General features: G+C 68.9%; 22 protein-coding genes. 12 read left to right on the top strand and 10 right to left on the bottom strand.

What is annotated here, in order from left to right; all coding sequences use genetic code 11:
- Positions 1-24 precede the first annotated feature (24 nt).
- On the top strand, positions 25-927 hold the full coding sequence (locus AB2U09_RS11065; RefSeq protein WP_459192772.1) for a glycosyltransferase family 2 protein: 903 nt from the start codon (positions 25-27) through the stop codon (positions 925-927).
- A 24-nt stretch (positions 928-951) separates the two neighbouring features.
- Here AB2U09_RS11065 and AB2U09_RS11060 read toward each other — a convergent pair whose 3' ends face one another.
- Positions 952-1773: an amidohydrolase family protein gene (locus AB2U09_RS11060; protein ID WP_459192771.1), complete on the bottom strand. Its 822-nt coding sequence runs from the start codon at positions 1771-1773 to the stop codon at positions 952-954.
- Positions 1774-2277: 504 nt separating this feature from the next.
- Here AB2U09_RS11060 and thsA point away from each other — a divergent pair.
- A complete protein-coding gene (gene thsA / locus AB2U09_RS11055; RefSeq protein ID WP_459192770.1) occupies positions 2278-3834 on the top strand; it encodes a thermosome subunit alpha in 1557 nt (518 codons plus the stop codon).
- Between the two features lie 154 nt (positions 3835-3988).
- Positions 3989-5335 carry an APC family permease gene (locus AB2U09_RS11050; protein ID WP_459192769.1) on the top strand — a complete coding sequence of 449 codons (1347 nt, stop codon included), beginning with the start codon at positions 3989-3991 and terminating at the stop codon, positions 5333-5335.
- Between the two features lie 91 nt (positions 5336-5426).
- On the opposite strand, the gene AB2U09_RS11045 is transcribed toward AB2U09_RS11050, so the two are convergent.
- Complete coding sequence (locus AB2U09_RS11045) at positions 5427-5966, bottom strand: nicotinamide-nucleotide adenylyltransferase (protein ID WP_459192768.1); 540 nt, start codon at positions 5964-5966, stop codon at positions 5427-5429.
- Positions 5967-6280: 314 nt separating this feature from the next.
- Here AB2U09_RS11045 and lonB point away from each other — a divergent pair, with 314 nt between their 5' ends.
- From lonB to AB2U09_RS11030, 3 genes are all read left to right on the top strand, one after another.
- Entirely contained in the window at positions 6281-8455 is a 2175-nt protein-coding gene (gene lonB, locus AB2U09_RS11040) for an ATP-dependent protease LonB (RefSeq protein ID WP_459192767.1), read from the top strand.
- A 114-nt stretch (positions 8456-8569) separates the two neighbouring features.
- Entirely contained in the window at positions 8570-9583 is a 1014-nt protein-coding gene (locus AB2U09_RS11035; RefSeq protein WP_459192766.1) for a CPBP family intramembrane glutamic endopeptidase, read from the top strand.
- Positions 9584-9633: 50 nt separating this feature from the next.
- Positions 9634-10008: a hypothetical protein gene (locus AB2U09_RS11030; RefSeq protein ID WP_459192765.1), complete on the top strand. Its 375-nt coding sequence runs from the start codon at positions 9634-9636 to the stop codon at positions 10006-10008.
- Positions 10009-10011: 3 nt separating this feature from the next.
- Here AB2U09_RS11030 and AB2U09_RS11025 read toward each other — a convergent pair whose 3' ends face one another.
- The 3 genes from AB2U09_RS11025 to AB2U09_RS11015 are packed head-to-tail and all read right to left on the bottom strand — an operon-like array spanning position 10012 to position 11670.
- On the bottom strand, positions 10012-10473 hold the full coding sequence (locus AB2U09_RS11025) for an MGMT family protein (RefSeq protein ID WP_459192764.1): 462 nt from the start codon (positions 10471-10473) through the stop codon (positions 10012-10014).
- Positions 10474-10515: 42 nt separating this feature from the next.
- Complete coding sequence (locus AB2U09_RS11020) at positions 10516-11157, bottom strand: NUDIX hydrolase (protein WP_459192763.1); 642 nt, start codon at positions 11155-11157, stop codon at positions 10516-10518.
- Between the two features lie 54 nt (positions 11158-11211).
- Positions 11212-11670 carry a DUF7109 family protein gene (locus AB2U09_RS11015; protein WP_459192762.1) on the bottom strand — a complete coding sequence of 153 codons (459 nt, stop codon included), beginning with the start codon at positions 11668-11670 and terminating at the stop codon, positions 11212-11214.
- 558 nt (positions 11671-12228) lie between these two features.
- On the opposite strand from AB2U09_RS11015, the gene trpC reads away from it, so the two are divergent.
- The 3 genes from trpC to trpA are packed head-to-tail and all read left to right on the top strand — an operon-like array spanning position 12229 to position 15118.
- Entirely contained in the window at positions 12229-13014 is a 786-nt protein-coding gene (gene trpC, locus AB2U09_RS11010; RefSeq protein WP_459192761.1) for an indole-3-glycerol phosphate synthase, read from the top strand.
- Complete coding sequence (gene trpB / locus AB2U09_RS11005; protein ID WP_459192760.1) at positions 13011-14267, top strand: tryptophan synthase subunit beta; 1257 nt, start codon at positions 13011-13013, stop codon at positions 14265-14267. The genes trpC and trpB overlap by 4 nt, the downstream gene beginning before the upstream one ends.
- Positions 14267-15118 (top strand): tryptophan synthase subunit alpha, encoded by an 852-nt coding sequence (gene trpA / locus AB2U09_RS11000; protein ID WP_459192759.1) that lies wholly within the window; start codon positions 14267-14269, stop codon positions 15116-15118. The genes trpB and trpA overlap by 1 nt, the downstream gene beginning before the upstream one ends.
- 27 nt (positions 15119-15145) lie before the next feature.
- Here trpA and AB2U09_RS10995 read toward each other — a convergent pair whose 3' ends face one another.
- Positions 15146-16699 carry a hypothetical protein gene (locus AB2U09_RS10995; RefSeq protein WP_459192758.1) on the bottom strand — a complete coding sequence of 518 codons (1554 nt, stop codon included), beginning with the start codon at positions 16697-16699 and terminating at the stop codon, positions 15146-15148.
- A gap of 174 nt (positions 16700-16873) precedes the next feature.
- On the opposite strand from AB2U09_RS10995, the gene AB2U09_RS10990 reads away from it, so the two are divergent.
- Complete coding sequence (locus AB2U09_RS10990) at positions 16874-17680, top strand: 2-amino-3,7-dideoxy-D-threo-hept-6-ulosonate synthase (RefSeq protein WP_459192757.1); 807 nt, start codon at positions 16874-16876, stop codon at positions 17678-17680.
- 97 nt (positions 17681-17777) lie between these two features.
- Here AB2U09_RS10990 and AB2U09_RS10985 read toward each other — a convergent pair whose 3' ends face one another.
- A complete protein-coding gene (locus AB2U09_RS10985) occupies positions 17778-18467 on the bottom strand; it encodes an HAD family hydrolase (RefSeq protein WP_459192756.1) in 690 nt (229 codons plus the stop codon).
- A 63-nt stretch (positions 18468-18530) separates the two neighbouring features.
- Positions 18531-18716 carry a DUF7836 family putative zinc-binding protein gene (locus tag AB2U09_RS10980; protein WP_459192755.1) on the bottom strand — a complete coding sequence of 62 codons (186 nt, stop codon included), beginning with the start codon at positions 18714-18716 and terminating at the stop codon, positions 18531-18533.
- Between the two features lie 123 nt (positions 18717-18839).
- On the opposite strand from AB2U09_RS10980, the gene AB2U09_RS10975 reads away from it, so the two are divergent.
- On the top strand, positions 18840-19637 hold the full coding sequence (locus AB2U09_RS10975) for an SDR family NAD(P)-dependent oxidoreductase (RefSeq protein WP_459192754.1): 798 nt from the start codon (positions 18840-18842) through the stop codon (positions 19635-19637).
- Between the two features lie 27 nt (positions 19638-19664).
- Here the strand turns inward: AB2U09_RS10975 and AB2U09_RS10970 are convergent, their stop codons facing one another.
- Positions 19665-20765 (bottom strand): SDR family oxidoreductase, encoded by a 1101-nt coding sequence (locus tag AB2U09_RS10970; protein WP_459192753.1) that lies wholly within the window; start codon positions 20763-20765, stop codon positions 19665-19667.
- Positions 20766-20927: 162 nt separating this feature from the next.
- On the bottom strand, positions 20928-21950 hold the full coding sequence (locus tag AB2U09_RS10965; RefSeq protein ID WP_459192752.1) for a carbohydrate kinase family protein: 1023 nt from the start codon (positions 21948-21950) through the stop codon (positions 20928-20930).
- A 123-nt stretch (positions 21951-22073) separates the two neighbouring features.
- Here AB2U09_RS10965 and AB2U09_RS10960 point away from each other — a divergent pair, with 123 nt between their 5' ends.
- Entirely contained in the window at positions 22074-22517 is a 444-nt protein-coding gene (locus AB2U09_RS10960; protein ID WP_459192751.1) for a GNAT family N-acetyltransferase, read from the top strand.
- The last annotated feature ends 187 nt before the right edge of the window (positions 22518-22704 follow it).

Below are 22704 nucleotides of genomic sequence, written 5' to 3'. Positions count from 1 at the left end.
CGCGTCGAGTCTGCTACGGACTGTATGCAGCTCTCGGTGGTGGTCCCGACGCTCGACGGCCGGGCGCAGCTGGCCCGGACGCTCGACGCACTGGCCGAACACGTGCCCGCGGCGGAGGTCGTCGTCGTCAACGGTCCGTCGACCGACGGGACGACGGGTATGGTCCGCGAACGCGACGACGTGGACGTGCTCGTCGAGGTCGCCGACCGGACGGTGACGGCCGCGCGCAACGCGGGTGTCGAGCAGACCACCGGTGACGTCGTCGCCCTCGTCGACCAGGGGCTGGCGGTCACCGACGAGTGGTACGACGCACTTGCCGACGGGCTGGGCGGGGCCGACGTCGTCACCGGCCCGGTCCACGAGCGGCTCCGGGGCGGGATGACGACCGAGGAAGTCGAGTCGGACGACCTCGCCGGCCGCGAGGTCACCTACTTCAACGGCGGCAACGTCGGTTTCTCGCGGTCGGCGCTCGACGCGCTCGACGGCTTCGACGAATATCTCGAGATCGGCAGCGCCCGCGACGGCGCCCACCGCCTCGCCGCGATGGATTTCTCGGTGACCTGGGCGCCGGAGATGGGCGTCGCTCGCGAGGTGGGCGCCGACGGCGGCGGCCCGGAGACCGACCCCGGCTGGAAGTACCGCTCGCTGGCCTACCGACTGGTCAAAAACTACGGCGTCCGCCCGCGGGTGGCCGCCCGCCTCGTCGCCCACGCCGGACGCGACGCGTGCGACTCGCTGCGCGACGTGGCGCGCGGCGACGCCACCCCGTCGGGCTGGCTCGGTACCGGCCGCGACGTGATCTCGGGGCTCACCGTCGGGTCGAAAGACGGCGCCTGGGCACGCCTGCTCGACCGGTCGACCCGGCGCAACCCCTACGGCCGGTCGGCCCGCTCGGACCGGCCGGTCGCCGTCTACGACCGTCGCTGACGAATTCTGCTCGGCAGTTCCCGGTTACTGCCCGCCAGACGGCGCGAGCGCGTCGAAGACGCGCCCGGGGTTGTTCGAGAAGACCTTCCGCATCGAGTCCTCGGGCACGTCGAGCGTGAGGATCTCCATGACGGCGACGTTCGGGTGCGAGGCGGGTGACCCGCTGCCGAACAGCACCCGGTCGGGGTGTTCCCGGATCGCCCGTTCGAGGGCGCTACGGTAGCGGACGAAGCTCGTGTCGAGATACAGCGACGACGACCGGTCGAGCAGGTCGATGCTCGCCGCCATCAGCTCCCGATCCAGCGGGTGGCCGCCGAAGTGCGCGAGCACCACCGGGAAGCCGTACTGCAGCAGCGTCGCCTCGACGGCGTCGGGGCCGAACCCGCGACCCCCGTGGACGATGACCGGCAGGCCCGCCTCCTCCAGTTCTTCGAGGATCTCCTCGTCGGGGAGGCCGTCGCGTGCGGGATGGAGTTTGAAGCCGACGAACCGGTCGTCGTAGGCGTACTTTTCGACGTCGGCGGGGGAGGTGTGGTCGTCGGTGCGATGCGCAGTGAGGTTCCGTAAGGTCGCCACAGGCGTGTCCGCAGCGTCGCGTGCGCCGTTGATCCGGGCGACGGCGACGAACGGGCGGCCGACGCTCATCCGCGCGACGGCGTTGTTCGCGGCGAGGTAGTTGTCGTCGCGGGCGCTCGGGAACACGAGCGAGCGCACCACACCGGCCTGGTGCATCTCCCGCTCCAGCCGCTCGGGGTCGCCCAGCCCCTCGCGCTGCCGTCTGTCCTCGTCGGGTTCGAGTCGCGCGTGTACGTCGACCACCCGGAACCCGTGTTCCAACTCCAGCATTCACCCTACCATGTGTGGACGTGGTTAAAACGGTTGTCGGAGAGCGAACGATGGTGATCAGTATTCGGATCCAGTCGGTTTTCGAGCCCGCCTGTGCAACTGGTAGTAGTGTCCGCAACCGCAGGGACTGCTGGGAAGTGAACGGCCGAGGCGCGCTCTCCTGAACCCTCGTTCGCTTCGCTCACTCTCTCATCCACCGTCGGAGCACGCTCTGACGAGTCTTCGCTCGCAGGCTCGCGAAGACCTCGCACGACTGTGCCGAGCGGTCCTCGCAGTGCTCGGACACGCTCGACAGCGCGCCACCGCACCGGGTTCATCGGTTTCCCGCCGCTGACCCCGACAGCGCGGGGCCACGACTGATCCTATATAAATGCTTCCCGGCGGGTCGAGCGGGCCTTCCTGACACACCGCTGGCGGTGGTTCCGGGCCTGGCTTGGAAAATTTTATATAGAACCGCTTACGATGAATAGATGAAACTCAACCATGTCATCTGGCCAGCGACGCATGGGTGGACAGCCGATGTTCATCCTCAACGAGGACAGTGATCGCACGCAGGGCAAGGACGCCCAGAGCTCCAACATCACCGCCGGGAAGGCCGTCAGCGAGGCCGTACGGACGACACTCGGCCCCCGCGGGATGGACAAGATGCTCGTTTCGGACTCCGGCGACGTCGTCATCACGAACGACGGCGCGACCATCCTGAACGAGATGGACATCGAGCACCCGGCCGCGCAGATGATCTCCGAGGTCGCGGACACTCAGGAGAGCGAGGTCGGCGACGGCACCACCACCGCGGCGGTGCTCTCCGGTGAGCTCCTCTCGCAGGCCGAGGACCTGCTCGACGACGACGTCCACCCGACGACTATCGTCGAGGGGTACTACCAGGCGCTCTCGCTGGCCCACGAGGCCATCGACGAGGTCACGCTGGACGAGGAACTCGACGACGACCTGCTCGAGACGGTCGCCCGCTCGTCGATGACGGGCAAGGGCACCGGCGACGTCTCCGCCGACCGCCTCGCCGAGACGGTCGTCGACGCCGTCCGCCGCGTCGCCGGCGACGAGGGCGTCGTCCGCGACAACATCAACGTCTACACCCAGACGGGTTCGTCCTCGTCGGCGACCCGACTGGTCGACGGCGTCCTCATCGACGAGGAGCCGGTTCACGACAACATGCCGCGCCGCGTTGAGAACCCGCAGATCGCCTTCGTCAACGACGACATCGAGGTCCGCGAGGCCAACATCGACGCCGAGTACAACGTCTCCAGCGTTGACGACCTCAACACCGCAATCGAGGCCGAGGAGAACGAACTCCGCGGCTACGCCGAACACGTCATCGATCTGGGCGTCGACGTGCTGTTCGTCGACGGCGACATCGCTGACCAGGTCGCCGCCATCCTCGCGAAAAACGACGTCCTCGCCTTCGAGGTCGGCGACGACGAGGGCGACGAGCTCGCCCACGCGACTGGCCTCTCCCGTGTCGCGGGCGTCCAGGAACTCGAAGCCGACGACCTGGGCTCCGCGGGCTCGCTCTCCGTCGAGAAGTACGGCGACGACTACGTCACGTTCGTCGAGGACGGCGACGCCGGCCAGTCCGTCACCGTCTTCGCCCGCGGGGGCACCGAGCACGTCACCGACGAGCTCGAGCGCGTCCTCGGCGACGCGCTCGACGTCGTGACGGCCGCCCTCGACGAGGGCGGCGTCGTCCCCGGCGCCGGCGCCACCGAGATCGCGGTCGCGGACTACATCCGCTCGGAGGCCGCCAGCATCGAGGGCCGCAAGCAGCTGGCCGTCGAGGCGTTCGCCGACGCCGTGGACGTGCTCCCGCGCACGCTCGCGGAGAATACTGGCATGGATCCCATCGACGCGCTGGTCGACCTGCGCTCCGAGCACGAGAGCGAGGGCATCGCCGGCATCATCTCCGAGGGCCAGACCGGCGTCATCGACGACCCCATCGACCTGGGCGTCCTCGACCCGGCCGCCGTCAAGCACGAGGCCGTCGAGTCCGCCGCCGAGGCCGCGACGATGATCGTCCGCATCGACGACGTCATCTCCGCGAGCTAATCCGGTAGCCGCCGAACACGACTACACTTCGCCATTTTTCGGCCGCGAACCGCTCCGTAGTGGCCGCTCCGTCGTCGTCGGATCGCGCGCCGCACAGTCCCCGGCGTGCTCGGCATCACTTTCAACCGTCTACCGACCGAAACAAACGGTATCCGTGTCCGGAGAGCAACTCGGTCTGACCGAGAGCGTCTCGATCGCGCTCGGCGGGATGATCGGCGGCGGCATCTACGCGGTGTTAGGCGTCGTCACCGGGATCACCGGACCGGCGACGTGGGCGTCGTTCGTCCTCGCCGGCGTCGTCGCGGGGTGCGCCGGCTACTCGTACAACGCGCTCAACGACATCGACGACGAGAACCAGGGCGGGTCGGTCTCGTTCGTCCAGTCGTTCGTCGGCAACTCGACGCTGGCGGGGATGATCGGCTGGACGCTCCTGATCGGCTACGTCGGGTCGATGGCGATGTACGCCTTCGCGTTCGGCGAGTTCACGGCCGCGTTCGGCGCCGTCCCCGACTCGGCCGGCGGCGTGCCGCTCCGGCCGGTGATATCGGTGCTCGTGGTCACGGCGTTCGTCGGTCTGAACCTGCTGGGCGCCCGTGCGACGGGCAGCGCCGAGAACGTCCTCGTCGCCGCGAAGGTGATGGTCCTGGTCGTCTTCGGCATCGGAGGGATCGCCTACGTCGCGTTCGGGTCCAGCGGCGCGTCGCTGTCGCTGGGCGTCTCACAGTTGCCGTCGTTCGGCCCTGTCGTCGCAGCAGCGGTTTCGTTCGTCGCGTTCCAGGGATGGCAACTGCTGTTCTACGACCAGGAGCGGATCGCCGACCCCGTGGCGACGATCCGGCGGGCGGTCTACGTCTCGATCCCGGTCGCGGTGGCCATCTACGCGATGGTCGCGGTCGCGACGATCGCGCTGGCACCGGAGGCGCTGCGTTCGCACCCACACACCGCGCTGGTGGACGCAGCCGGCGCCATCACCGCACCGCTGGGGCTGCGGCGGGCGGGGACGGTCGTCATCTCGCTGTCGGCGCTGTTCTCGACGGGCTCTGCGATCAACGCGACGCTGTTCTCCTCGGGGTACTTCGCCAAGGGGATGCTCTCGGACGACCTGCTGCCCGACGACGTGGGCGATCCGAGCGTCGACGGGGTCCCGGCTCGGACGCTGCTGCTGTTGGGCGTCGTCACCGCCGGGTTCGCGGCGGTCGGCAGCCTCAACGGCGTCACCTCCTTCGCCTCGGTGGCGTTCATCGTCGTCTTCGGGTCGATGAGTTACCTCGCGTTGCGCGAGCGGGAGCGCGACCGGGTCAACCCGCTTCCGCCCGCCGTCGGGCTGGTCGGGACGGCGGTGTTCCTGCCGCTGCTGTTCTGGCACCTCTACACGAGCGAGCGCCACGTCTTCTTCACGGTCCTGGCCGTCTCGGTCGTCGTCGTCGCCGCCGAGTTGCTCTACTTCGAGCACGAGGCGATCGAGGAGGAGATCGAGACCATCGGCACCGACCTCGTGTGAGATGATCGCGGGCTGTCCTCGTCGCACGTGACGAGTCGGAAATAGAGTGGCTTCTCGTCCGCGTACCGATACGGGTTCAGTCCGGTTGCAGTCAGTCGTCTTCTTCGGCTTCCCACCGACGGGAGACGTCGTCCTTGGCGACGGTCTGGAGGCGCTGGACGCCGCTGATCTCGTCGATCACGTCGGCGACCACGTCGGGGACGCGGTCGGCCCAGGTGTCGTCGGCGAGCATCCGGTCGCGGATGTCGCTGCCCTCCAGGCGGTCGCGGTCGAACATGGGGGACTGGCGGACCTCGATGCCCCGTTCCTCGAACAGTTGGACGACCAGCGGATTGTTGGAGTAAGCGACATCGAACGACGGGGCCATGCTCTCGATGTGGCTGACCCAGACGGCGTTGCGGTCGATGTCCTCGATGGGGACGACGTAGGTGGGGACCCCGATGTCCTCGACGGCCTTGGTCACCATCATCACGCGTTCGCCCGCGGTGAAGGGGTTGCGAACGGTGTGAGAGACGTCCGCGCTCCCGATGCCGAGGACGAGTTCGTCCACCTCGTCGACGATGTGCTCGACCATCGCCCGATGACCGTTGTGAAACGGCTGGAAGCGCCCGATGTAGAACCCGCGCGTCATACCCTACCGTGGGCGTACCGGCTACATTAACCCCGGTGACTCGCTTCCCGGTTTCGGCCCGATCCGGAGACTAGTCGGCGACCGCCGAGCGCGGGCGAACGCTGCCGGGGGTGCAAGCCCGAGTCGCCGTCGCACAAAGCACGGGGAACTGCCCGTATACGTCCCCTGTTTTTTCCGGGCGAGGGGTAAGTGCGGTATACCCCGTTCGTACCGATACCGGCCCCGTCGGGCGGTTTGCGGCTGTTATCCACCCGCTGGAGGGGAGAAAGTATATCAATAAACAGCCCTTGGCTTCAGTTGTCAGAATCGTTTATATGAGTGAGAATATCGACAACGACGAACCGTCCGCAGCGGACGCGGACGAGACCGAGGAGGTCGGCGTGACCGACGCCGAATCTCCGGACTCCGAACGCGGCGAGCACCAGGAGTCGGAGCCGGGGACGTCGGTCGACGTCGACGGTGGCGGCGATCCCGCCGGTGATGGATCGGCCGCAGAGGAGGCCGGGGACGGGGGGAACGCCGTCCCGGTCGACGGCGACGAGAGTCTCGGCAGCGCGGTCGAGATCGACGCCGACGAGGCAGTCGTCGAAAACGCCGACGAGGACCTGCTCGGTGGACTCGATATCGAGACTACCGGGGACATCGAGGTCCCCGACAGGCTGGTCGACCAGGTCATCGGGCAGGACCACGCCCGAGACGTGGTCAAGAAGGCCGCAAAGCAGCGTCGGCACGTGATGATGATCGGCTCGCCCGGGACGGGCAAGTCGATGCTGGCGAAGGCGATGAGCCAGCTGCTCCCCAAAGAAGAACTGCAGGACGTTCTCGTCTATCACAACCCCGACGACGGCAACGAGCCGAAGATCCGGACCGTCCCCGCGGGGAAGGGCGAACAGATCGTCGACGCCCACAAGGAGGAGGCGCGCAAGCGCAACCAGATGCGCTCGTTCCTGATGTGGATCATCATCGCGATCATCATCGGGTACGCGCTGCTCATCCAGGGGTCGGTCCTGCTGGGCATCCTCGCGGCCGGGGTCGTCTATCTGGCCTTCCGCTACGGCTCGCGCGGTAACGACTCGATGATCCCGAATCTGCTGGTCAACAACGCGAACCAGCAGGTCGCGCCGTTCGAGGACGCCACCGGCGCCCACGCCGGTGCGCTGCTGGGCGACGTCCGCCACGACCCGTTCCAGTCCGGCGGCATGGAGACGCCGAGCCACGACCGCGTCGAGGCCGGCGGCATCCACAAGGCCAACAAGGGCGTGCTGTTCGTCGACGAGATCAACACGCTCGACATCCGCAGCCAGCAGAAGCTGATGACGGCCATCCAGGAGGGCGAGTTCTCCATCACGGGCCAGTCCGAGCGCTCCTCGGGCGCGATGGTCCAGACCGAACCCGTCCCGACGGACTTCATCATGGTCGCTGCGGGGAACCTCGACGCCATGGAGAACATGCACCCGGCCCTGCGCTCACGTATCAAGGGGTACGGGTACGAGGTCTACATGGACGACACCATCGAGGACGAGGCGGAGATGCGGCGCAAGTACGCCCGCTTCGTCGCCCAGGAAGTCGAGAAGGACGGCCGCCTGCCGCACTTCACCGAGGACGCCGTCGAAGAGGTCATCCTCGAAGCCCGGCGCCGGTCGGGCCGGAAGGGCCACCTCTCGCTGAAACTGCGCGATCTGGGCGGACTGGTCCGCGTCGCGGGCGACATCGCCCGCGCCGAGGACAAGGAGTTCACCGAGCGCGGCGACGTGCTCCAGGCCAAACGGCGCTCCCGGTCCATCGAGCAGCAGCTCGCGGACAACTACATCGAGCGCCGCAAGGACTACGAGCTCACCGTCAACGAGGGCGACGTGATCGGTCGCGTCAACGGCCTCGCAGTCATGGGCGAGGACTCAGGTATCGTCCTGCCCGTCATGGCGGAGGTCACCCCCTCGCAGGGGCCCGGCCAGGTCATCGCGACCGGCCAGCTCCAGGAGATGGCCGAGGAAGCAGTGCAGAACGTCTCGGCTATCATCAAGAAGTTCAGCGACGAGGACATCTCCGAGAAGGACGTCCACATCCAGTTCGTTCAGGCCGGTGAAGGCGGCGTCGACGGCGACTCCGCGTCCATCACGGTCGCGACCGCGGTCATCTCCGCGCTGGAAGACGTCCCGGTCGAGCAGAACCTCGCGATGACCGGCTCGCTGTCGGTCCGGGGCGACGTGCTCCCGGTCGGCGGCGTCACGCACAAGATCGAGGCCGCCGCGAAGTCCGGCCTCGACACGGTCATCATCCCGAAGGCCAACGAGCAGGACGTGATGATCGAGGACGAGTACAAGGACCAGATCGAGATCATCCCGGTCTCGCACATCTCGGAAGTGCTGGAGGTCGCCCTCGCGGGCGAACCCGAGAAAGACGGTCTCGTCGACCGCCTCAAGTCCATCACGGGCAAGGCGCTCGAACAGCGCGAAGTCGGCCAGACCGGCGGCAGCCCGAGCCCGCAGTAACGGCTCGCTCCGGCGCTCGTTTTTCCCGGCGCTCGCCGCGACCCGACGCCCGGTCGCGTTTTTCGTCTCGTTCGCTCCGAAACGACTTTCGACCGACGAGTCCCAACTCGAACTGTGATAGCCCGGCCGCCCGCCGCGCCGCCGCTGATCCCCTCCCCGGAGACGGATCTGGCAGCGTTCGCCTGGCTCGTCGCGTTCGTCCTCACCGGCTTCCTGATCCTCGCACGGGTCTCGCAGGGCACTGTCGACGGGGAAGACGACGGACCGGACCGATCGGGGTTCGAGTTCGACCGCTCCCGTGGCGCCGACGAGAGCAGTCGCGACGCTGACGGGGCCGGCGCCGACGAGTCGTCGCCGGTCGCGCATCCGCTCGCCCCTGACGGGGCTGTCGGGTGGTCGCCCGACGAGGACGACCGTGGGGCTGCGAAGCGGGACGGTCCACGAGTCACGGGTCGTGACGAACACCGGGCCGCCGGCCACGGGGACTCGCCGGTCGCAGGGCCACGCGCGGCGGAACCGCCGCGGATGTCGCCCGGGCTGTTGCTCCTGAACGTCGCGCTCACGCAGGGGCTGTTCGGCGCGATCCTCGCCGGTGGCGCGTGGTACTTCGGCGTCCCGCTGCCGACGCTCGGCATCAGCGGCGACGCGCTCTCGACCGGTCTCCCGGCGCTGGCCGTGGGGATCGGCTTCGGTCTCGTCCTCTGGGTCGGCAACGAACTCGCCTCCGGGCTGGCAGCGTCGTCGGGCGCCGACTACGACGAGGGACTGCGCGAACTGCTCGCGCCGGACGGGCCGCGAGCGTGGGGCCTCCTGCTCGGGGCGACGCTCCCGGTCATCGCCGTCGTCGAGGAGTTCGTCTTCCGCGCGGCGGTCGTCGGCGCGACGACGGCGGCGCTGGGCGTGTCGCCGTGGCTGCTAGCGGTCGTCTCCTCGGTCGCCTTCGCGCTCGGCCACGGCGCACAGGGGCGGGTCGGCATCGCGGTGACTGGCGCGCTCGGGTTCGCGCTCGCGGCGGGGTTCGTCCTGACGAACAGCCTCCTCGTGGTGGTCGTCGCCCACTACCTCGTCAACGCGCTGGAGTTCCTCGTCCACGAAGGGTTCGGCCTGCCGGACCCCGTGTGGTCGTGAGCGCGGGATCGAACGGTGCTGTTTTGTGGCACTCGTCCGACATATTCTGCATGGACGACGAACGCATACACCGACTCAAACTGGCGGGCTGGGCCGTCCTGGCAGTGGTCTGGCTCGCGATCGTGGTGACGGACTCGACCGGCGAGTTCGCGGTTCCGCCGCTGTGGGTCGGTGCCGGGCTGGCCGTCGCGCTCGCGTTCGTTGGGGTGGTCGCTGTCGTCGGGACGGTCCAGCAGGCGAAGCTGCTCACGGGGGCGGCTCTCGCCGGCGGCGGGGCGGCGCTGATAGTCGGGACGGTGGGGCCGGCGTGGCTCCCGGTCGCGGCGGAGGCGGCGTCGCTGGCGGCGGAGCTGACGATATTCGCGGCGATGGTCCTGTTGCTCTGGTTCCGCTTCGAGACGGGTCCGGACGCGGCGACAGCCTGACAGTCAGAGGCCCTCGACCGAGCGCAGTCGCTGTTCGACCTCGGCGGGCGCGGCGCTGGGGCCGTCGCGGACGCGGTGGTCGGGGATGAGCAGCGGCGCGGGGTTGTCCGCGAGCGCGCTCCGGGCGGTCCGCACGTCTTCCTCGTCGTCCGGGTCGCCGTCGGGCGTCATCCGGACGAGTTGGTCGATGCTCACCTGCTCGCCGTAGGGAATCTCGCGGACGGCTTCGAGGACGCCGCGCCGGTCGGTCGGGACCGTCAGCGCGACGGTCACGTCGGCGAAGTCGTCCTCCTCGCCTTCGAGGTACTCGTCGATCCGGTCGAGCAGTTCGTGCTCGCCCGCGGCCTCGTCGTCGGGGGTGTTCGGGAAGGACACCGAGAGCACGCGGCCCTGCGCGGCGCCGAACTGGACGTAGCAGTCGAGATACGCCGACTCGCGCGCGAAGATGCCAGCCTCGTCGTTCATACCTATCGTCGGGGCGGTCGACCCTTGAAGATTTGTCTCCGGTCAGCCCGGCAGGTCGGCGTCGGCGTCGACCGCGTGGTCGGGCTCGGGCGGGAGTTCCCAGTCGGTGGTCAGCTCCAGCAGCTGGACGAGCATGTTCGCGGTGGCACCCCAGACTGTGTACCCGTCGACGTGGAAGAAGTGCAGGCGGATCTCGCCGTAGTGGGGGTGGTCGCGGCGCTCGCTCTCGTAGTTGTCCAGATCGGTGAGGCCGGCGACCGGGAGCACGGCCACCTCGGCGACCTCGCCGTCGGCGGGCCGGTACTCGCGGTCGGGGATGCGGACGACGAACGGCCGGACGAGGTAGTCGGTGATCGTCCGGATGTCGTCGAGTCGGCCCACGGTCTCCGCTTCCTCCGACCGGAGCCCGATCTCCTCGTAGGCCTCGCGGAGTGCGGTCGCCAGTAAATCGTCGTCCTCGGGTTCGCGGCCGCCGCCGGGGAAGCTCATCTGCCCGGGGTGGTCGGGGAGGTGGTCGGCGCGCTTGGTGAAGAGGACGTGCTCGTCGCCGTCGCGGGTGACGATGGGCGCAAGTACCGCGGCCTCACGCTCGTCGCCGGTGAGCCGATCGCTGTCGGCCTCGGTGGGTCCGTCCTCGGACCGCAGGCCGACGGGGTCGCGCTCGCGTACCCGCGACAGGTCCATAGGCCAACGAATGGGGCGGGTGGTCTTAACTGACGGGTTACCCTCGAAGGCAGGTCACACGCCGTCCAGCCGTTCGCGGAGACCGCCCGTGTCGACGTCGGCCCACGTCTCCAGATCGTAACACACGTCGACGAGGTCGGCCGCCCGGTCGCTGTCTCCGGCCGCCGCGACGGCTTCGGTGTCGGCTTCCAGCCGGTCGCGCACCGCGGCAGCGACGGCCTCGCGCTCGACTGTCTGCTCCTCGACGTCCATGATGTGCGGCAGGTCCTCGGCGTGTTCGGGTAGCGTCGGGAACGCGACGGGCCCGGCGACCAGCAGCGTCTCGCCCTCGTGGTCGACGGGGACGACGTGGTAGCTCTCGACGGTGTCCTCTACGGCGGCAGCGACGGCGTCGGCGTCGGGTTCCTCGCCGCGCTTGAACGCGAGTTCCTCCAGCGCGCGGTGAAGTTCCTCACGAGTCAACCCTCCGAACAGGTCGACTACACCGGCGAGTTCGTCGGCCAGCAGACTCATACCCTGGGTCAGGGTGGCTGCCCTTTTCAGCGTTCGCCTCCCGGAGTTGCTTCTTCGGGTGTCTCTCGTTGCGTTGTACCCGGACGAAGTTGGTCAGCTAGTGAGCGGCCCGTTTTGTGATGAATACCCTCGGCGCGCTCGCTAAGAGTCGCTCGAACCGCTACCACAGGATATGCAGAGAGTTGAAAGCCCTCGGCGCGCTCGCGGTCACTGAGCGGGATACCCGCGCTCTCAGCACCGCCCGCGCGGATAGTGGCCCGCTCAGGCGACTGAAGTGAACGCGAGCCCGCCTCGCCCTTTCAGTCCACCAGGAGAGCAAGCTCTCCTGAGCCCTCGTTCGCTTCGCTCACGAGGACGCCAGGAACAGCAGAACCGCACAGCACCGCAACGAACCACGAGCCTCCCCAGCCGATTCGCTCGTTCGCTTTGCTCACTCCCTCATCCCTCGCACGACTGCGATCGCGCGACGAGACGCGCGACAGCGCGCGCCACCGCATCGCTCCTGTCCGACACCGTGACGCAAACCTTATGTACAACTCTGTCCGTTAGTGGACATCAATGAGTACTGATGAAACGATCGCGCCAGAGGTGCGGTCGATACTGGACGCGGCCCGCGAACGGTCGGGCAGCGGCGAGCGCGTCGACGTCGACGCGCGCTCGCTCCCGGCGGCCTTCGACCGGGCCGAAGCCGACGGGCGCGTCCCGGTGATCGCGGAGGTCAAGCCGACGAGTCCGACGACCGACGGCGAACGCGAGGACGACCCCGTCGAACTCGCCGAGTCGATGGTCGCGGGCGGGGCGGCGGCGCTGTCGGTGCTGACTGAACCCGAGCACTTCGGCGGGTCGACCGACGCGCTCGAACGGATCCGCGCGGCCGTGGACGTGCCGATCCTGCGCAAGGACTTCGTCGTCAGCGAGGGCCAACTGGACGCCGTCGAGGCGGACGTGGTCTTGCTGATCGTCCGCTTCCTCGACGAGGAGGGGACCGACGACCTCGCGGATCTGCTGGAGGCGGCGCGCGAGCGTGGCTTTCAGGTCCTCGTCGAGACCCACACCGCCGAGGAGGTCGAGCGGGCGCTCGACGCCGGTGCGGAGATTATCGGCGTGAACAACCGCGACCTCGCGGAGCTGGAGGTCGACCTGGGGACGTTCGAGGCGGTTGCGCCCGAAGTGCCCGAAAACGTCACCCTCATTGCGGAGAGCGGCATAGCGACGACGAACGACGTGACGCGGATGCGCGAGGCGGGCGCCGACGCCCTGTTGGTGGGGTCGGCGATCATGGACGGCGACGTGACCGAGAACACCGAGCGCCTCGCGAGTGCGGAACGGGACACCCAATCATGAGCACAGACAAGATGTTCGGGGAGTACGGCGGACAGTTCGTGCCGGAGTCACTGATGCCGGCCATCGAGGAGCTCGCGGACGCCTACGAGCGGTACGTCCTCGACAACGAGGACGGCTTCATGGACGAGTTCCGGCGGCGACTCGCCGACTTCGGCGGGCGCCCGCTCCCGCTCCAGCACGCCGAATCGCTGTCGGAGCGCTACGACACCGAGGTCTACCTCAAACGGGAGGACCTGCTCCACGGCGGCGCGCACAAGCTCAACAACGCCCTCGGGCAGGTGCTGCTCGCGAAGTACATGGGCAAAGAGCGGATCATCGCCGAGACGGGCGCCGGCCAGCACGGCACCGCGACGGCGATGGCCGCCGCGCACCTCGACATGCCCTGCGAGATCTACATGGGCGAGACCGACATCCGGCGCCAGCGACCCAACGTCTTCCGGATGAAGATCAACGGCGCCGAGATCAATCCCGTGACCGCGGGTCGCGGCACGCTCAAGGAAGCCATCACGGAGACGTTCCGCGACTGGGCGACGACCGTCGAGACCACCCACTACGTCGTGGGCTCGGTCGTCGGCCCGCACCCGTTCCCCTCTATCGTCCGGGACTTCCAGGCGGTCATCAGCGAGGAAGCCCGCGAGCAAGTCCAGGAGAAAGCGGGTCGCCTGCCCGACGCCGTCCTCGCGTGCGCGGGCGGCGGGTCGAACACGATGGGCGCCTTCCACCACTTCGTCGACGACGCCGACGTGGAACTGCACGCCGTCGAGGCGGGCGGGTCCTCGCTCGAAGTCGACGAGGAAGAGGGCGTCGCGCCGAACTCGGCGTCGCTTTCCACGGGCGAGCGGGGCGTCCTCCACGGTGCACGGACGAAACTGCTCCAGGACTCCGACGGCCAGATCATGGAGTCCCATTCGGTGTCGGCGGGGCTGGACTACGCCGGCGTCGGCCCCGAACTCGCCCACCTCGTCGACGAGGGGCGCGTCCGGGCGGGCAACGTGGACGACGACGCCGCGCTCGAAGGGTTCCACCGGCTCTCGCAGGACGAGGGGATCATCCCCGCGCTGGAGTCTGCCCACGCGTTCGGCTACCTCGAAGAGCACCACGACGAACTCGGCGACCTCGTCGTCGTCAACGTCTCCGGCCGCGGCGACAAGGACCTCGAAACGGTGCTCGAAGAGACGGAGAAGCGCGACCTCGACATCGCACCGGACATGTCGGTGCTGCGCGAGGCCGCCGGGAGCGGAGGTGACCTCTGATGGGGCTCGAACGCGTCTTCGCCGACGGACCCGCGTTCATCCCGTACGTCGCGGCGGGCGACCCGAGCTACGAGGAATCGCTGGAGTACGTCGAGGCGCTCGAACGGGGCGGTGCCGACGTGATCGAACTCGGCCTCCCGTTCTCGGAGCCGATGGCGGAAGGCCGCACCATCCAGGAGGCGGTCGTCCGCTCGCTGGAGGCCGGGATGACCCCCGAGCACTACTTCGAGTTCGTCGAGGACCTCGACGTGGACGTGCCGCTGGTCTGTATGACCTACTACAACCTCGTCGCCCAGTACACCCATCCCGAGACCGGCGAGCGAGGCCCGCGCGCCTTCGCCCGGCGAGCGGCCGAGGTCGGCATCGAGGGGTTCGTCGTCGTCGACCTGCCCGCCGAGGAGGCCGGCCCGCTCCGGGAGGCCTGCGACGAGTTCGACCAGGACCTCGTGTTCATCATCGCGCCGACGACGAGGGGCGAACGCCTCGAACGGATGCGCGAGAACGTCTCCGGGTACGTCTACGTGCAGGCTCGGCTGGGCGTGACCGGCGCCCGCGAGGACGTCTCCGGCCAGACCGAGGAGTCGCTGGCCCGCGTCGCCGACTGGGAGGTCCCGAAGGCCGTCGGCTTCGGCATCAAGACCGGCGAGCACGCCGAGCGCATCGTCTCGGCGGGCGCCGACGGGATCATCGTCGGCTCGGCGCTGGTGGACATCATCGCCGCCGGCGCCGACCCCGAGGTCGACCAGCCGTTCGCCGAGACGGCCCAGCGCCTCGAATCGAAGGCCCGCGAGCTCAAGGAGGGCGCGCTGGCCGGTGCCGAGGCGCGGACGGCGTCGGAACAGTCGGACTGAACACCCCCAGACTCGTTCTCCGTTGCTTCAGGGAGTACCCATCGTCCGGTCGAACGGCTGCCCCCGTTCGCGCTCGCCTCGTTCGTGCCGCTGTAGCCAGCGGAGCGCGCCGTACAGCGGAATCCCGGCGAGAACGCTGAATACGGTCGAGATGGCGAAGAATACCTCGCCCGTGCCGCGGAGCGCTGCGGACGCGCCACCGCTTTCCATCCCTGCTTCCGTCGTCTCACCGAACCCGGACTCCGTCGTCTCGCCGAGTCCGAACCCGGCGAGGAGACTGGCACCGAGCGGTCGCGCGTCGGGGCCGTACTGCTCCGCGACGGGCGCCGACCCGTTCACGTGGTTGTCGAGCCAGTCGTCGTCGGGTTCGCCGGTCACCTCGGCGACCGTCTGGGCGAAGGCGGCGTAGGTGACGACGCCGTCGTGGCGGTTGAGCCGGCGGAAGACGTCCTCCAGCGAGCGGTGGCCGTAGGTCTGCTCGCGGATCCGCCGGTCGAGGACGGCGAGCGCGCGCCCGCCCTTCCGCTGGGGGACCGCGTCGCTGCCCCAGCTATCGGGGTCGGTGAGCGTCGCCGACGACGGCGCGCCGTCGAGGTGTCGCTCCATCGCCGCGCTGTCGATCAGTCCCTGTTCGCGCGCGAGCGCGGCGGCGTAGTACTCGGCGCTGGCCTCGCGGAACCACGTCATGTTCTCGGCGAGGCGGAACGACTGGCGGGTGTGGACGTACTCGTGGAGCCAGACGGCCTCGGGGTCGTCGAGGCGGGAGCCCGCGTTGACCCAGAGTTCGTCGTGGGCGGGGACGGACTCGCCGCCCCAGCGGATCGAATCCGGTGCCGCGAAAGCCAGCACGTCGTCGCCGCGGTCACCCACGTCCAGGTCGCGGGATGCCCGCGCGAGCGAGTCCGCGACCCGGTCGGTCCGGGTCCCGTCCATCGCCCCCGACGGAACTACGAGGTCGATCCCGCCGTTCGGGGTCGAGCGGTGGGTCAGATCGTGGTCCCCCACGACGGCGTACCTGTGACCGAGTGAGGCCGGCGATCCCGCGTCGGGCGCGCGCCGCTCGGTCAGCGGCCACGAGCGCTCGACCGACCCGCCGTGCGTCCACTGGAGTTCGACGAACGGGACCGTCCCGAACGTCCAGTCGTCCGCGACGATCGTCTCGTCGCTCGCCGTTCCGTTCGCGCTGATCTTGACTGTCAACGCGGACTCGTCCGCCGCTGACCGGTTTGCGACCAGTCGCGTCACTTTACTGCTGGATGCCCGATCGAACCCCGACGACGACTGGACGGTGGCCGGACCGCGGAGGACGACCCACAGCCGACCCGATTCGGGGCGGTCGGTCACGCGGAGAGTGTACTCCACTGCTCGCTCTTCGGTCCGTCGGACGGTGACGTTCGTCGTCGGTCCGGTGGTCTCGGACGCGATCTGGCCGGATTCCTGCATCTCTGGGGACGCACTGCCAGGCAGTGACGCCGGCCGGTCGTCCGCCGGCAGAGGAGCCGCCGCGCCGACCGTCGTCAGCGCCCCGACCACGACGGCGACACAGGCGAGAGATATTAAAATAGAGACGCAGGACTTCATTATCTGCTACGAGGGATTTATGCACTATATCTATACGCCCTAGAGTATCAGTGGTGAAAACGAATGGGCGGTGTGGGGAGTCGGTGAACATCACCGCGGTCGGCGTGCCGTGGTCGCGCAAGGCGGGCCGCAACCGGAACGCACATTACCGTACTTGCCACACCCTCACACAACATGACTGCAGGGAAAGACGCGCGTCTCGCCCGCATCGGGACAGGGGGGCGGTACCTCATCGTCCCGATGGACCACGGGATCACGCTCGGAGCGGTGAAAGGCCTCGTCGACCTCGAATCGACGGTCGACGCGATCACGCGCGGCGGCGCCGATGCCGTCCTCACCCAGCGGGGGGTCGCCGGCCGCGTCCACCCGAACAAAAACGACGCGGGCTACATCGTCCACCTCAACGGCTCGACGACGATCGGCCCCGACGAGAGCGACAAGCGGATGACCGGCACTGTCGAGGACGCCGTCCGCGCCGGCGCCGACGCCGTCTCCTTCCACATCAACGTCGGCAGCGAGCACGAGCCCGACCAGATCACCAAGCTCGCCGAGGTCACGAGCGAGGCCGAGCGCTACGGCCTGCCGGTGCTCGCGATGGCCTACGCCCGCGGCCACGACGTGCGCGACGACGACCCCGAACTGTTCGCCGAGGACCTGAGCCACGCCGTCCGCCTCGCCGAGGAACTCGGCGCCGACGTGGTCAAGACCGCTTACAGCGGCACCGCCGACACCTTCGACCGCGTCGTCGACGCGACCTCCCTCCCGGTCGTCATCGCCGGCGGCTCGAAGGGCACCGACCGCGAGACCCTCTCGATGGTCCGCGGTGCCGTCGACGCCGGCGCCGCCGGCGTCTCGATGGGCCGCTCTATCTTCCAGCACGACGACCCCGAGGCCATCACCCGAGCCGTCGCCGCCGTCCTCCACGACGACGCCTCCGCCGACGAGGCTGCGGAACTCGCCGGCCTCCCCGCCGAAGTCTGAGCGGCTCAACAGTATCCGATACTTTCAGACCCGCTCGACGAACAGCTGTGCTACGAGAACGATCAGCCCGGCTCGGTGAGTCCCGGGCCACCCGTCCTCAGAGAACGCTTCGCAGTTCGTCCATCCCGTCGAGCCAGTGAGTCGGTTCGGGTTCAGGGTCTGCGGGGTGGTGCTCGCCGGGGACCCCCGTCGGCACCCACACCGACTGCATGCCAGCCTCGTGGGCGCCGACGACATCGCCGTCGTGACGGTCGCCGACGTAGACTGTTCGATCCGGGGCCGTGTCGAGCGCGTCGAGGGCCCGCTCAAACGGCTCCGGATGCGGTTTCGATTCGATCCCGGTGCCCGGCCCGCAGCAGACGACCGCCTCGAAGCAGTCGGCGACGCTGAGCCGTTCGACTTTCGGCAGCTGGGACTCCTCGGTTCCGTTCGTGAGGAGCGCGACATCGTACCGGTCGCGGGCGTACGCGAGCGCTTCCTCGGCACCGTCTCGGAACTCCACTGCGACCGGATTCATTACCTCCACCGTCGCCTCCGCCAGTGGCGGCGCGTGGTCTGGGTCGGCACCGACCTCGGCCGCGACGGCGCGGTAGACGTTTTCGTAGTGGGCCCGTTCCGAGTCAGCTTCGGGCAACGCCGACCAGTCGATGTCGTTCATGTCGGCGGGATGGAAAAACTCCGGGATCCCCGTGCGCTCGAATATCGCCTCGTGGATCTCCTCGTCGCTCTGCGTCGGGACGCAAAGCGTGTTGTCGAGGTCAAAAACTACCGCATCGAACTCGGTCATCCCATCCGAGTTCGAAGCATCGTAACCTGTCTCTTTTCGTTCGGGCGAAACTTCCGGGTGGCTCTAGCTCGCGTGGAAATCTCGGAGGATCTCGAAGTCGCGCTGGGTCTTGGTGAACTCCGACAGCGGGCGCGTCCCGTCGCAGCCCTCGCAGGTGAACGCCTCGTCGGGGCTGTGGAGGTCCGCGGGGTTGGCTTCCCACTGTTCGTCACAGTCCGGACACCGGAGCTGGATCCAGGCCTCCTGCATACCTGACGCTGCGACCGCGTCCAGAATGAGCTTTGTGGCGATTCTCGGGACTCGGGGCCGGTCTCCCGATCGATGCCCGCGACCGGCGGTGGCGTTTTGGCCTTCTCGGTCGACGGTTCGGCCATGGGGACTGCAAGCTTCGATTTCAGCGACGAGGTCGTCGTCGTCACCGGGGGCAGTTCCGGTATCGGCCGCGCGACCGCCATCGAATTCGGGGAGGCCGGCGCCACCGTCGTCGTCGCCGATGTACGCCCGGACCCGAAGGATCTGGACGCCGAGAAACCGACCCACGACGTCATCAGGGATTCGTGGGGCGAGGCCCACTACGTCGAGACCGACGTGTCCGACCCCGACGAGGTCGAGAGCGTCGTCGAGGCCGCCCGGGAGTACGGGGGCGTCGACGTGATGGTTAACAACGCGGGCCTGTTCCGCGGCGGCTCGATCACCGACCTCGACGCCTCCGAACTGGACGCCATGTTCGGGGTCAACGTCCGCGGCGTCTTCGTCGGCACGCAGGCCGCCGCACGGGACATGATCGACCGCGACGACCCCGGCGTCGTCGTCAACACCGCGTCGATCAGCTCCTCGCTCGCCCAGCACGGACAGGTGGGCTACGACGCGACGAAAGGCGCCGTCCGGATGATCACGCGCGGCGCCGCGCTCGATCTGGCCGATTCGGGGATCCGCGTCAACGCCGTCGCGCCCGGCCAGATCGCGACGGAGTTCGTCGACGGCTGGACGGAAGCGGCCACGCAGGCCGCCGCCGACGAGGGCGAGGAGGAGTTCCTGAAGGACGTCCCGATGGGGCGAGCCGGAACCCCCGAAGATATCGCGCCCGCGATCTGCTACCTCGCCAGCGACGCCGCGGACTACACGACGGGCGAACTCCTGCACGTCGACGGCGGCTGGCAGGTCTGCTGACTGCCGTGCTCGGCGGAGTCTTCCCGCTCACCGCCGCTTGGTGACCATCCCGCGCGGCCGTCGGCCCCGTTCGTTCGAATCGGCGTCGACTCGTCGTTGAGACCGGCTTTCGTCCTCGCGCGCCGCCCGGTAGAGGGCGTAGCCGGCCGCCGCCACGACCGCGAGGGCACCGACGGTCTTCCCGCTGACACCGCTGGTCGCAAAGCGCGTGTAGAGGCTCCGCTTTGCGACGTGGCCCCCGTGGTCGCCGCGCTCTTTCAGTTCGCCGCTCGGCTGGTCGAATGCGTTCTCCGCGGGCGGACGGGGAGGCCGGTCGCGCTTCTGGAGCCCGACGAACAGCCGCTCCATGATCGTGTCGAGCAGCCCGGGCGCGTAGTACTCCATCTGGGCCATGTTCTTCGCGGCCCCGCCGACGTAGACGTCCCGCTCGGGGTGTTCGGCGGCGTGGCAGATGGTCCGCGCGACCGTCTCGGGCGCGTAGACCGGCGGCGGGAGCGTCACCTGGCTGTCGGTGTAGTTCTTCGCGTGCTCGGCGTAGGGCGTGTCGATGGCCGCCGGCTTGACGAGCGTCACCGACACCGGCGCGCCCTCTTCTTCGAGTTCCATCCGGAGGGTGTCGGTGAACCCCTTGACGGCGTGTTTCGAGGCGGTGTAGGCCCCCTGCAGGATCATCGCCCGCTCGGAGACGACGCTCCCGACGTTGATTATCGCGCCGCTCCCGCGGTCGCGGAAGTGCTCCGCGGCGACGAGCGAGCCGTAGAGCAGCCCCCAGACGTTGACCTCGAAGAGCTCGCGCATGTCGTCGATCGGCGTCTCGTCGAGGCGGCCGTAGATGAACTTCCCGGCGTTGTTGACCCACGTGTCGAACCCCCCGTAGCTGTCCTCGGCGACGGCGGCGATCTGCTCGACGTCTTCCGGGTCGCTCACGTCGGCGACGACGTATACGGCATCGCCGCCCTGCTCTGCGATCTCGTGGGTCAACTCGTCGAGGGCGCCCTCGCTTCGGGCGGCGAGGACGAGCGAGGCGCCGCGGTCGGCGGCCATCCGAGCGGTCGCCAGCCCGTTGCCCGACGTGGCGCCGGTGATCACCATCACCTGCTGGTCGAGCGGTTTCAGGTCAGGCGTCACGGCGACCGCCCCGCGGCTCCGATCGGTTCCGGGACAGTCGGCGGACGAGACGCGGCGCGATCTGGTACGGCGGCGGGAGAGCGCGGTCGAACCATCTGTGTCAGCAGCTAACGAGCCAGCGCGGGTTGACGCCCGTGCCTGAATACGCGCGGCCGGGCCGACTCACTCGCGCTCGCGGACGAACGTTGCCAGCTCCTCCGGCGTGGCGGAGTCGCCGGTGGCGATGTATCGGGAGGCGCAGGCGTTGCCGAGCCGGAGCGCGTCCGTCCAGTCCCACTCGCGTGCCAGCGCGTGCGACAGTCCGGCGTCGAACCGGTCGCCGCCGCCGGTGTGGCGAACGGGGTCGACGGCGACGTTCTCGATGCGGACGGTGCCCTCGGGCGTGGCCGCGACGGCCTCGTCGGCCTCGTGGACGACCGCGGCCGTGAGATCGGCAGTCTCGCGGAGCGCCGCTGTCAGATCTGCGAGCGACTCGGAGTCGCGCTCCCCCGCGATGCCGTCGACCAGCATCCGTGCCTCGCCGCCGTTGACGGCCAGCACCACGTCGTACGCCTCACCCAGGTCGCGCAGGGAGTCGGCGAGCCGCTCCATCGCGTCGGGGGAGCGCGCCGACAGGCTCCCCGGATCGAAGAGGAAGTACTCGCCGTCGGGGTCGGCCCGCGCGAGCGACGACAGCGCCTCGGGCGTCGCGTCGAACGTCGTCCAGTTCGTCCAGAAGACGACCTCCGCCGTCAGGAGCTCGTCGAACCGCTCGGCCGCGGCCTCCCGGAGGTCGGCGAGCGACCAGTCGGCGATGTCCGCGGAGGGCTCCGCGATCAGCACGTCGCCGTCGTCGAAGCCGTAGACGTCGACGTCCGAGGGTTCGCCCATCGAGACCGTCTCGTAGGGGAGCGCCTCGAAGACCGGGTCGTCGCAGTGGCCGACGAGCGTCACGTCGTTCCCCAGTAGATCGGCCTGCTCGGCCATGTTGACCGCGTGGCCGCCGGGTTCGACCGACGTGCGGCGGACGCGGAACGCCGGCGAGTGGCCCTCCGTGATCGCCTCGCCGAACGCCTCGCGGTGGCGGACGCGGCGCTCGCCATCGAACACCTCGTAGAAGCGGTCGACGCTCCCGTCGGGGACCGCCGTCACCGTCGCGGTGCCGTCGCCGTCGGCTTTGAGTCGCGTCGCGAGCGAATCGCTCATGTTCCAGAAAGGGGCCCGCACCGGAAAAACGGCTTGCGGGCGATCTAAGTGGCTCGCCCGCCGACCGGGAATCTCTCACACACTGGAGACACGCTTTTCTCGCTGCCGTCGCTCCCCACGCGCATGTCCGTCACCGTCGAGCGTTCGCTCGGACCAGCGGCGACAGCGGAACTGATCGACCTCTATCGGACCTACGAGTGGTGGGCCGACCGCGAGGAGGCCACGCTCCGCCGCGCGCTCGCGGCCACCGACGAGGTGGTCGCGCTCAGGGACGAGGCGACCGACGACCTCGTCGCCGCCGCGCGGGTGTTGACCGACTACACGTACTACGCGATGGTCTACGACGTGATCGTCCGCGCCGGTCGCCGCGGCGAGGGCCTCGGCGAGCAACTGCTGGCCGCGCTGGTGACCCACCCGCCGCTCTCGGACGTGGACCTCTCGCTGCTCGCACGCGAGGGACTCGTCCCGTTCTACGAGGCGTGCGGGTTCGAGGCGATCGGCGCGGTCGACCGCCCGGACGGTGACCCCGAGACGCTCCGGCCGCTGGCGTACCGTCGGGACGAGTGACGGCCCGTCGCTCGAACGCGGTCCCCGACACGCGCCGAAAACGATTTATCGACCGAGGCGGATTACTCAGATAATGACGCGGCAGGCTCCGGCCGCGGCGGCGTTCATTATTGCCCCGTCAGGGGCATAGTACCAACTTTCTCGGGGCGCGACGGTCCGTTCGAATCCGTCAGCGACGCCAGTCTCG

The organism is Halosimplex yunnanense (genome assembly GCF_054504345.1).
Note: the sequence above shows the minus strand (reverse complement) of the source record. Positions and strands in the feature narration are given on the sequence as shown.

Excerpts from the sequence above, each read along its gene's own strand:
- AB2U09_RS10980 (WP_459192755.1), bottom strand. The coding sequence starts at position 18,716 with ATGCAGGAGGCCTGGATCCAGCTCCGGTGTCCGGACTGTGACGAACAG.
- AB2U09_RS10995 (WP_459192758.1), bottom strand. The coding sequence starts at position 16,699 with ATGAAGTCCTGCGTCTCTATTTTAATATCTCTCGCCTGTGTCGCCGTC.
- AB2U09_RS10960 (WP_459192751.1), top strand. The coding sequence starts at position 22,074 with ATGTCCGTCACCGTCGAGCGTTCGCTCGGACCAGCGGCGACAGCGGAA.
- lonB (WP_459192767.1), top strand. The coding sequence starts at position 6,281 with ATGAGTGAGAATATCGACAACGACGAACCGTCCGCAGCGGACGCGGAC.
- AB2U09_RS10965 (WP_459192752.1), bottom strand. The coding sequence starts at position 21,950 with ATGAGCGATTCGCTCGCGACGCGACTCAAAGCCGACGGCGACGGCACC.
- AB2U09_RS11065 (WP_459192772.1), top strand. The coding sequence starts at position 25 with ATGCAGCTCTCGGTGGTGGTCCCGACGCTCGACGGCCGGGCGCAGCTG.
- trpB (WP_459192760.1), top strand. The coding sequence starts at position 13,011 with ATGAGCACAGACAAGATGTTCGGGGAGTACGGCGGACAGTTCGTGCCG.
- AB2U09_RS11060 (WP_459192771.1), bottom strand. The coding sequence starts at position 1,773 with ATGCTGGAGTTGGAACACGGGTTCCGGGTGGTCGACGTACACGCGCGA.
- AB2U09_RS10975 (WP_459192754.1), top strand. The coding sequence starts at position 18,840 with ATGGGGACTGCAAGCTTCGATTTCAGCGACGAGGTCGTCGTCGTCACC.
- thsA (WP_459192770.1), top strand. The coding sequence starts at position 2,278 with ATGGGTGGACAGCCGATGTTCATCCTCAACGAGGACAGTGATCGCACG.
- trpA (WP_459192759.1), top strand. The coding sequence starts at position 14,267 with ATGGGGCTCGAACGCGTCTTCGCCGACGGACCCGCGTTCATCCCGTAC.
- AB2U09_RS11030 (WP_459192765.1), top strand. The coding sequence starts at position 9,634 with ATGGACGACGAACGCATACACCGACTCAAACTGGCGGGCTGGGCCGTC.
- AB2U09_RS11015 (WP_459192762.1), bottom strand. The coding sequence starts at position 11,670 with ATGAGTCTGCTGGCCGACGAACTCGCCGGTGTAGTCGACCTGTTCGGA.
- AB2U09_RS11025 (WP_459192764.1), bottom strand. The coding sequence starts at position 10,473 with ATGAACGACGAGGCTGGCATCTTCGCGCGCGAGTCGGCGTATCTCGAC.
- AB2U09_RS10985 (WP_459192756.1), bottom strand. The coding sequence starts at position 18,467 with ATGACCGAGTTCGATGCGGTAGTTTTTGACCTCGACAACACGCTTTGC.
- AB2U09_RS11045 (WP_459192768.1), bottom strand. The coding sequence starts at position 5,966 with ATGACGCGCGGGTTCTACATCGGGCGCTTCCAGCCGTTTCACAACGGT.
- AB2U09_RS10990 (WP_459192757.1), top strand. The coding sequence starts at position 16,874 with ATGACTGCAGGGAAAGACGCGCGTCTCGCCCGCATCGGGACAGGGGGG.
- AB2U09_RS11020 (WP_459192763.1), bottom strand. The coding sequence starts at position 11,157 with ATGGACCTGTCGCGGGTACGCGAGCGCGACCCCGTCGGCCTGCGGTCC.
- trpC (WP_459192761.1), top strand. The coding sequence starts at position 12,229 with ATGAGTACTGATGAAACGATCGCGCCAGAGGTGCGGTCGATACTGGAC.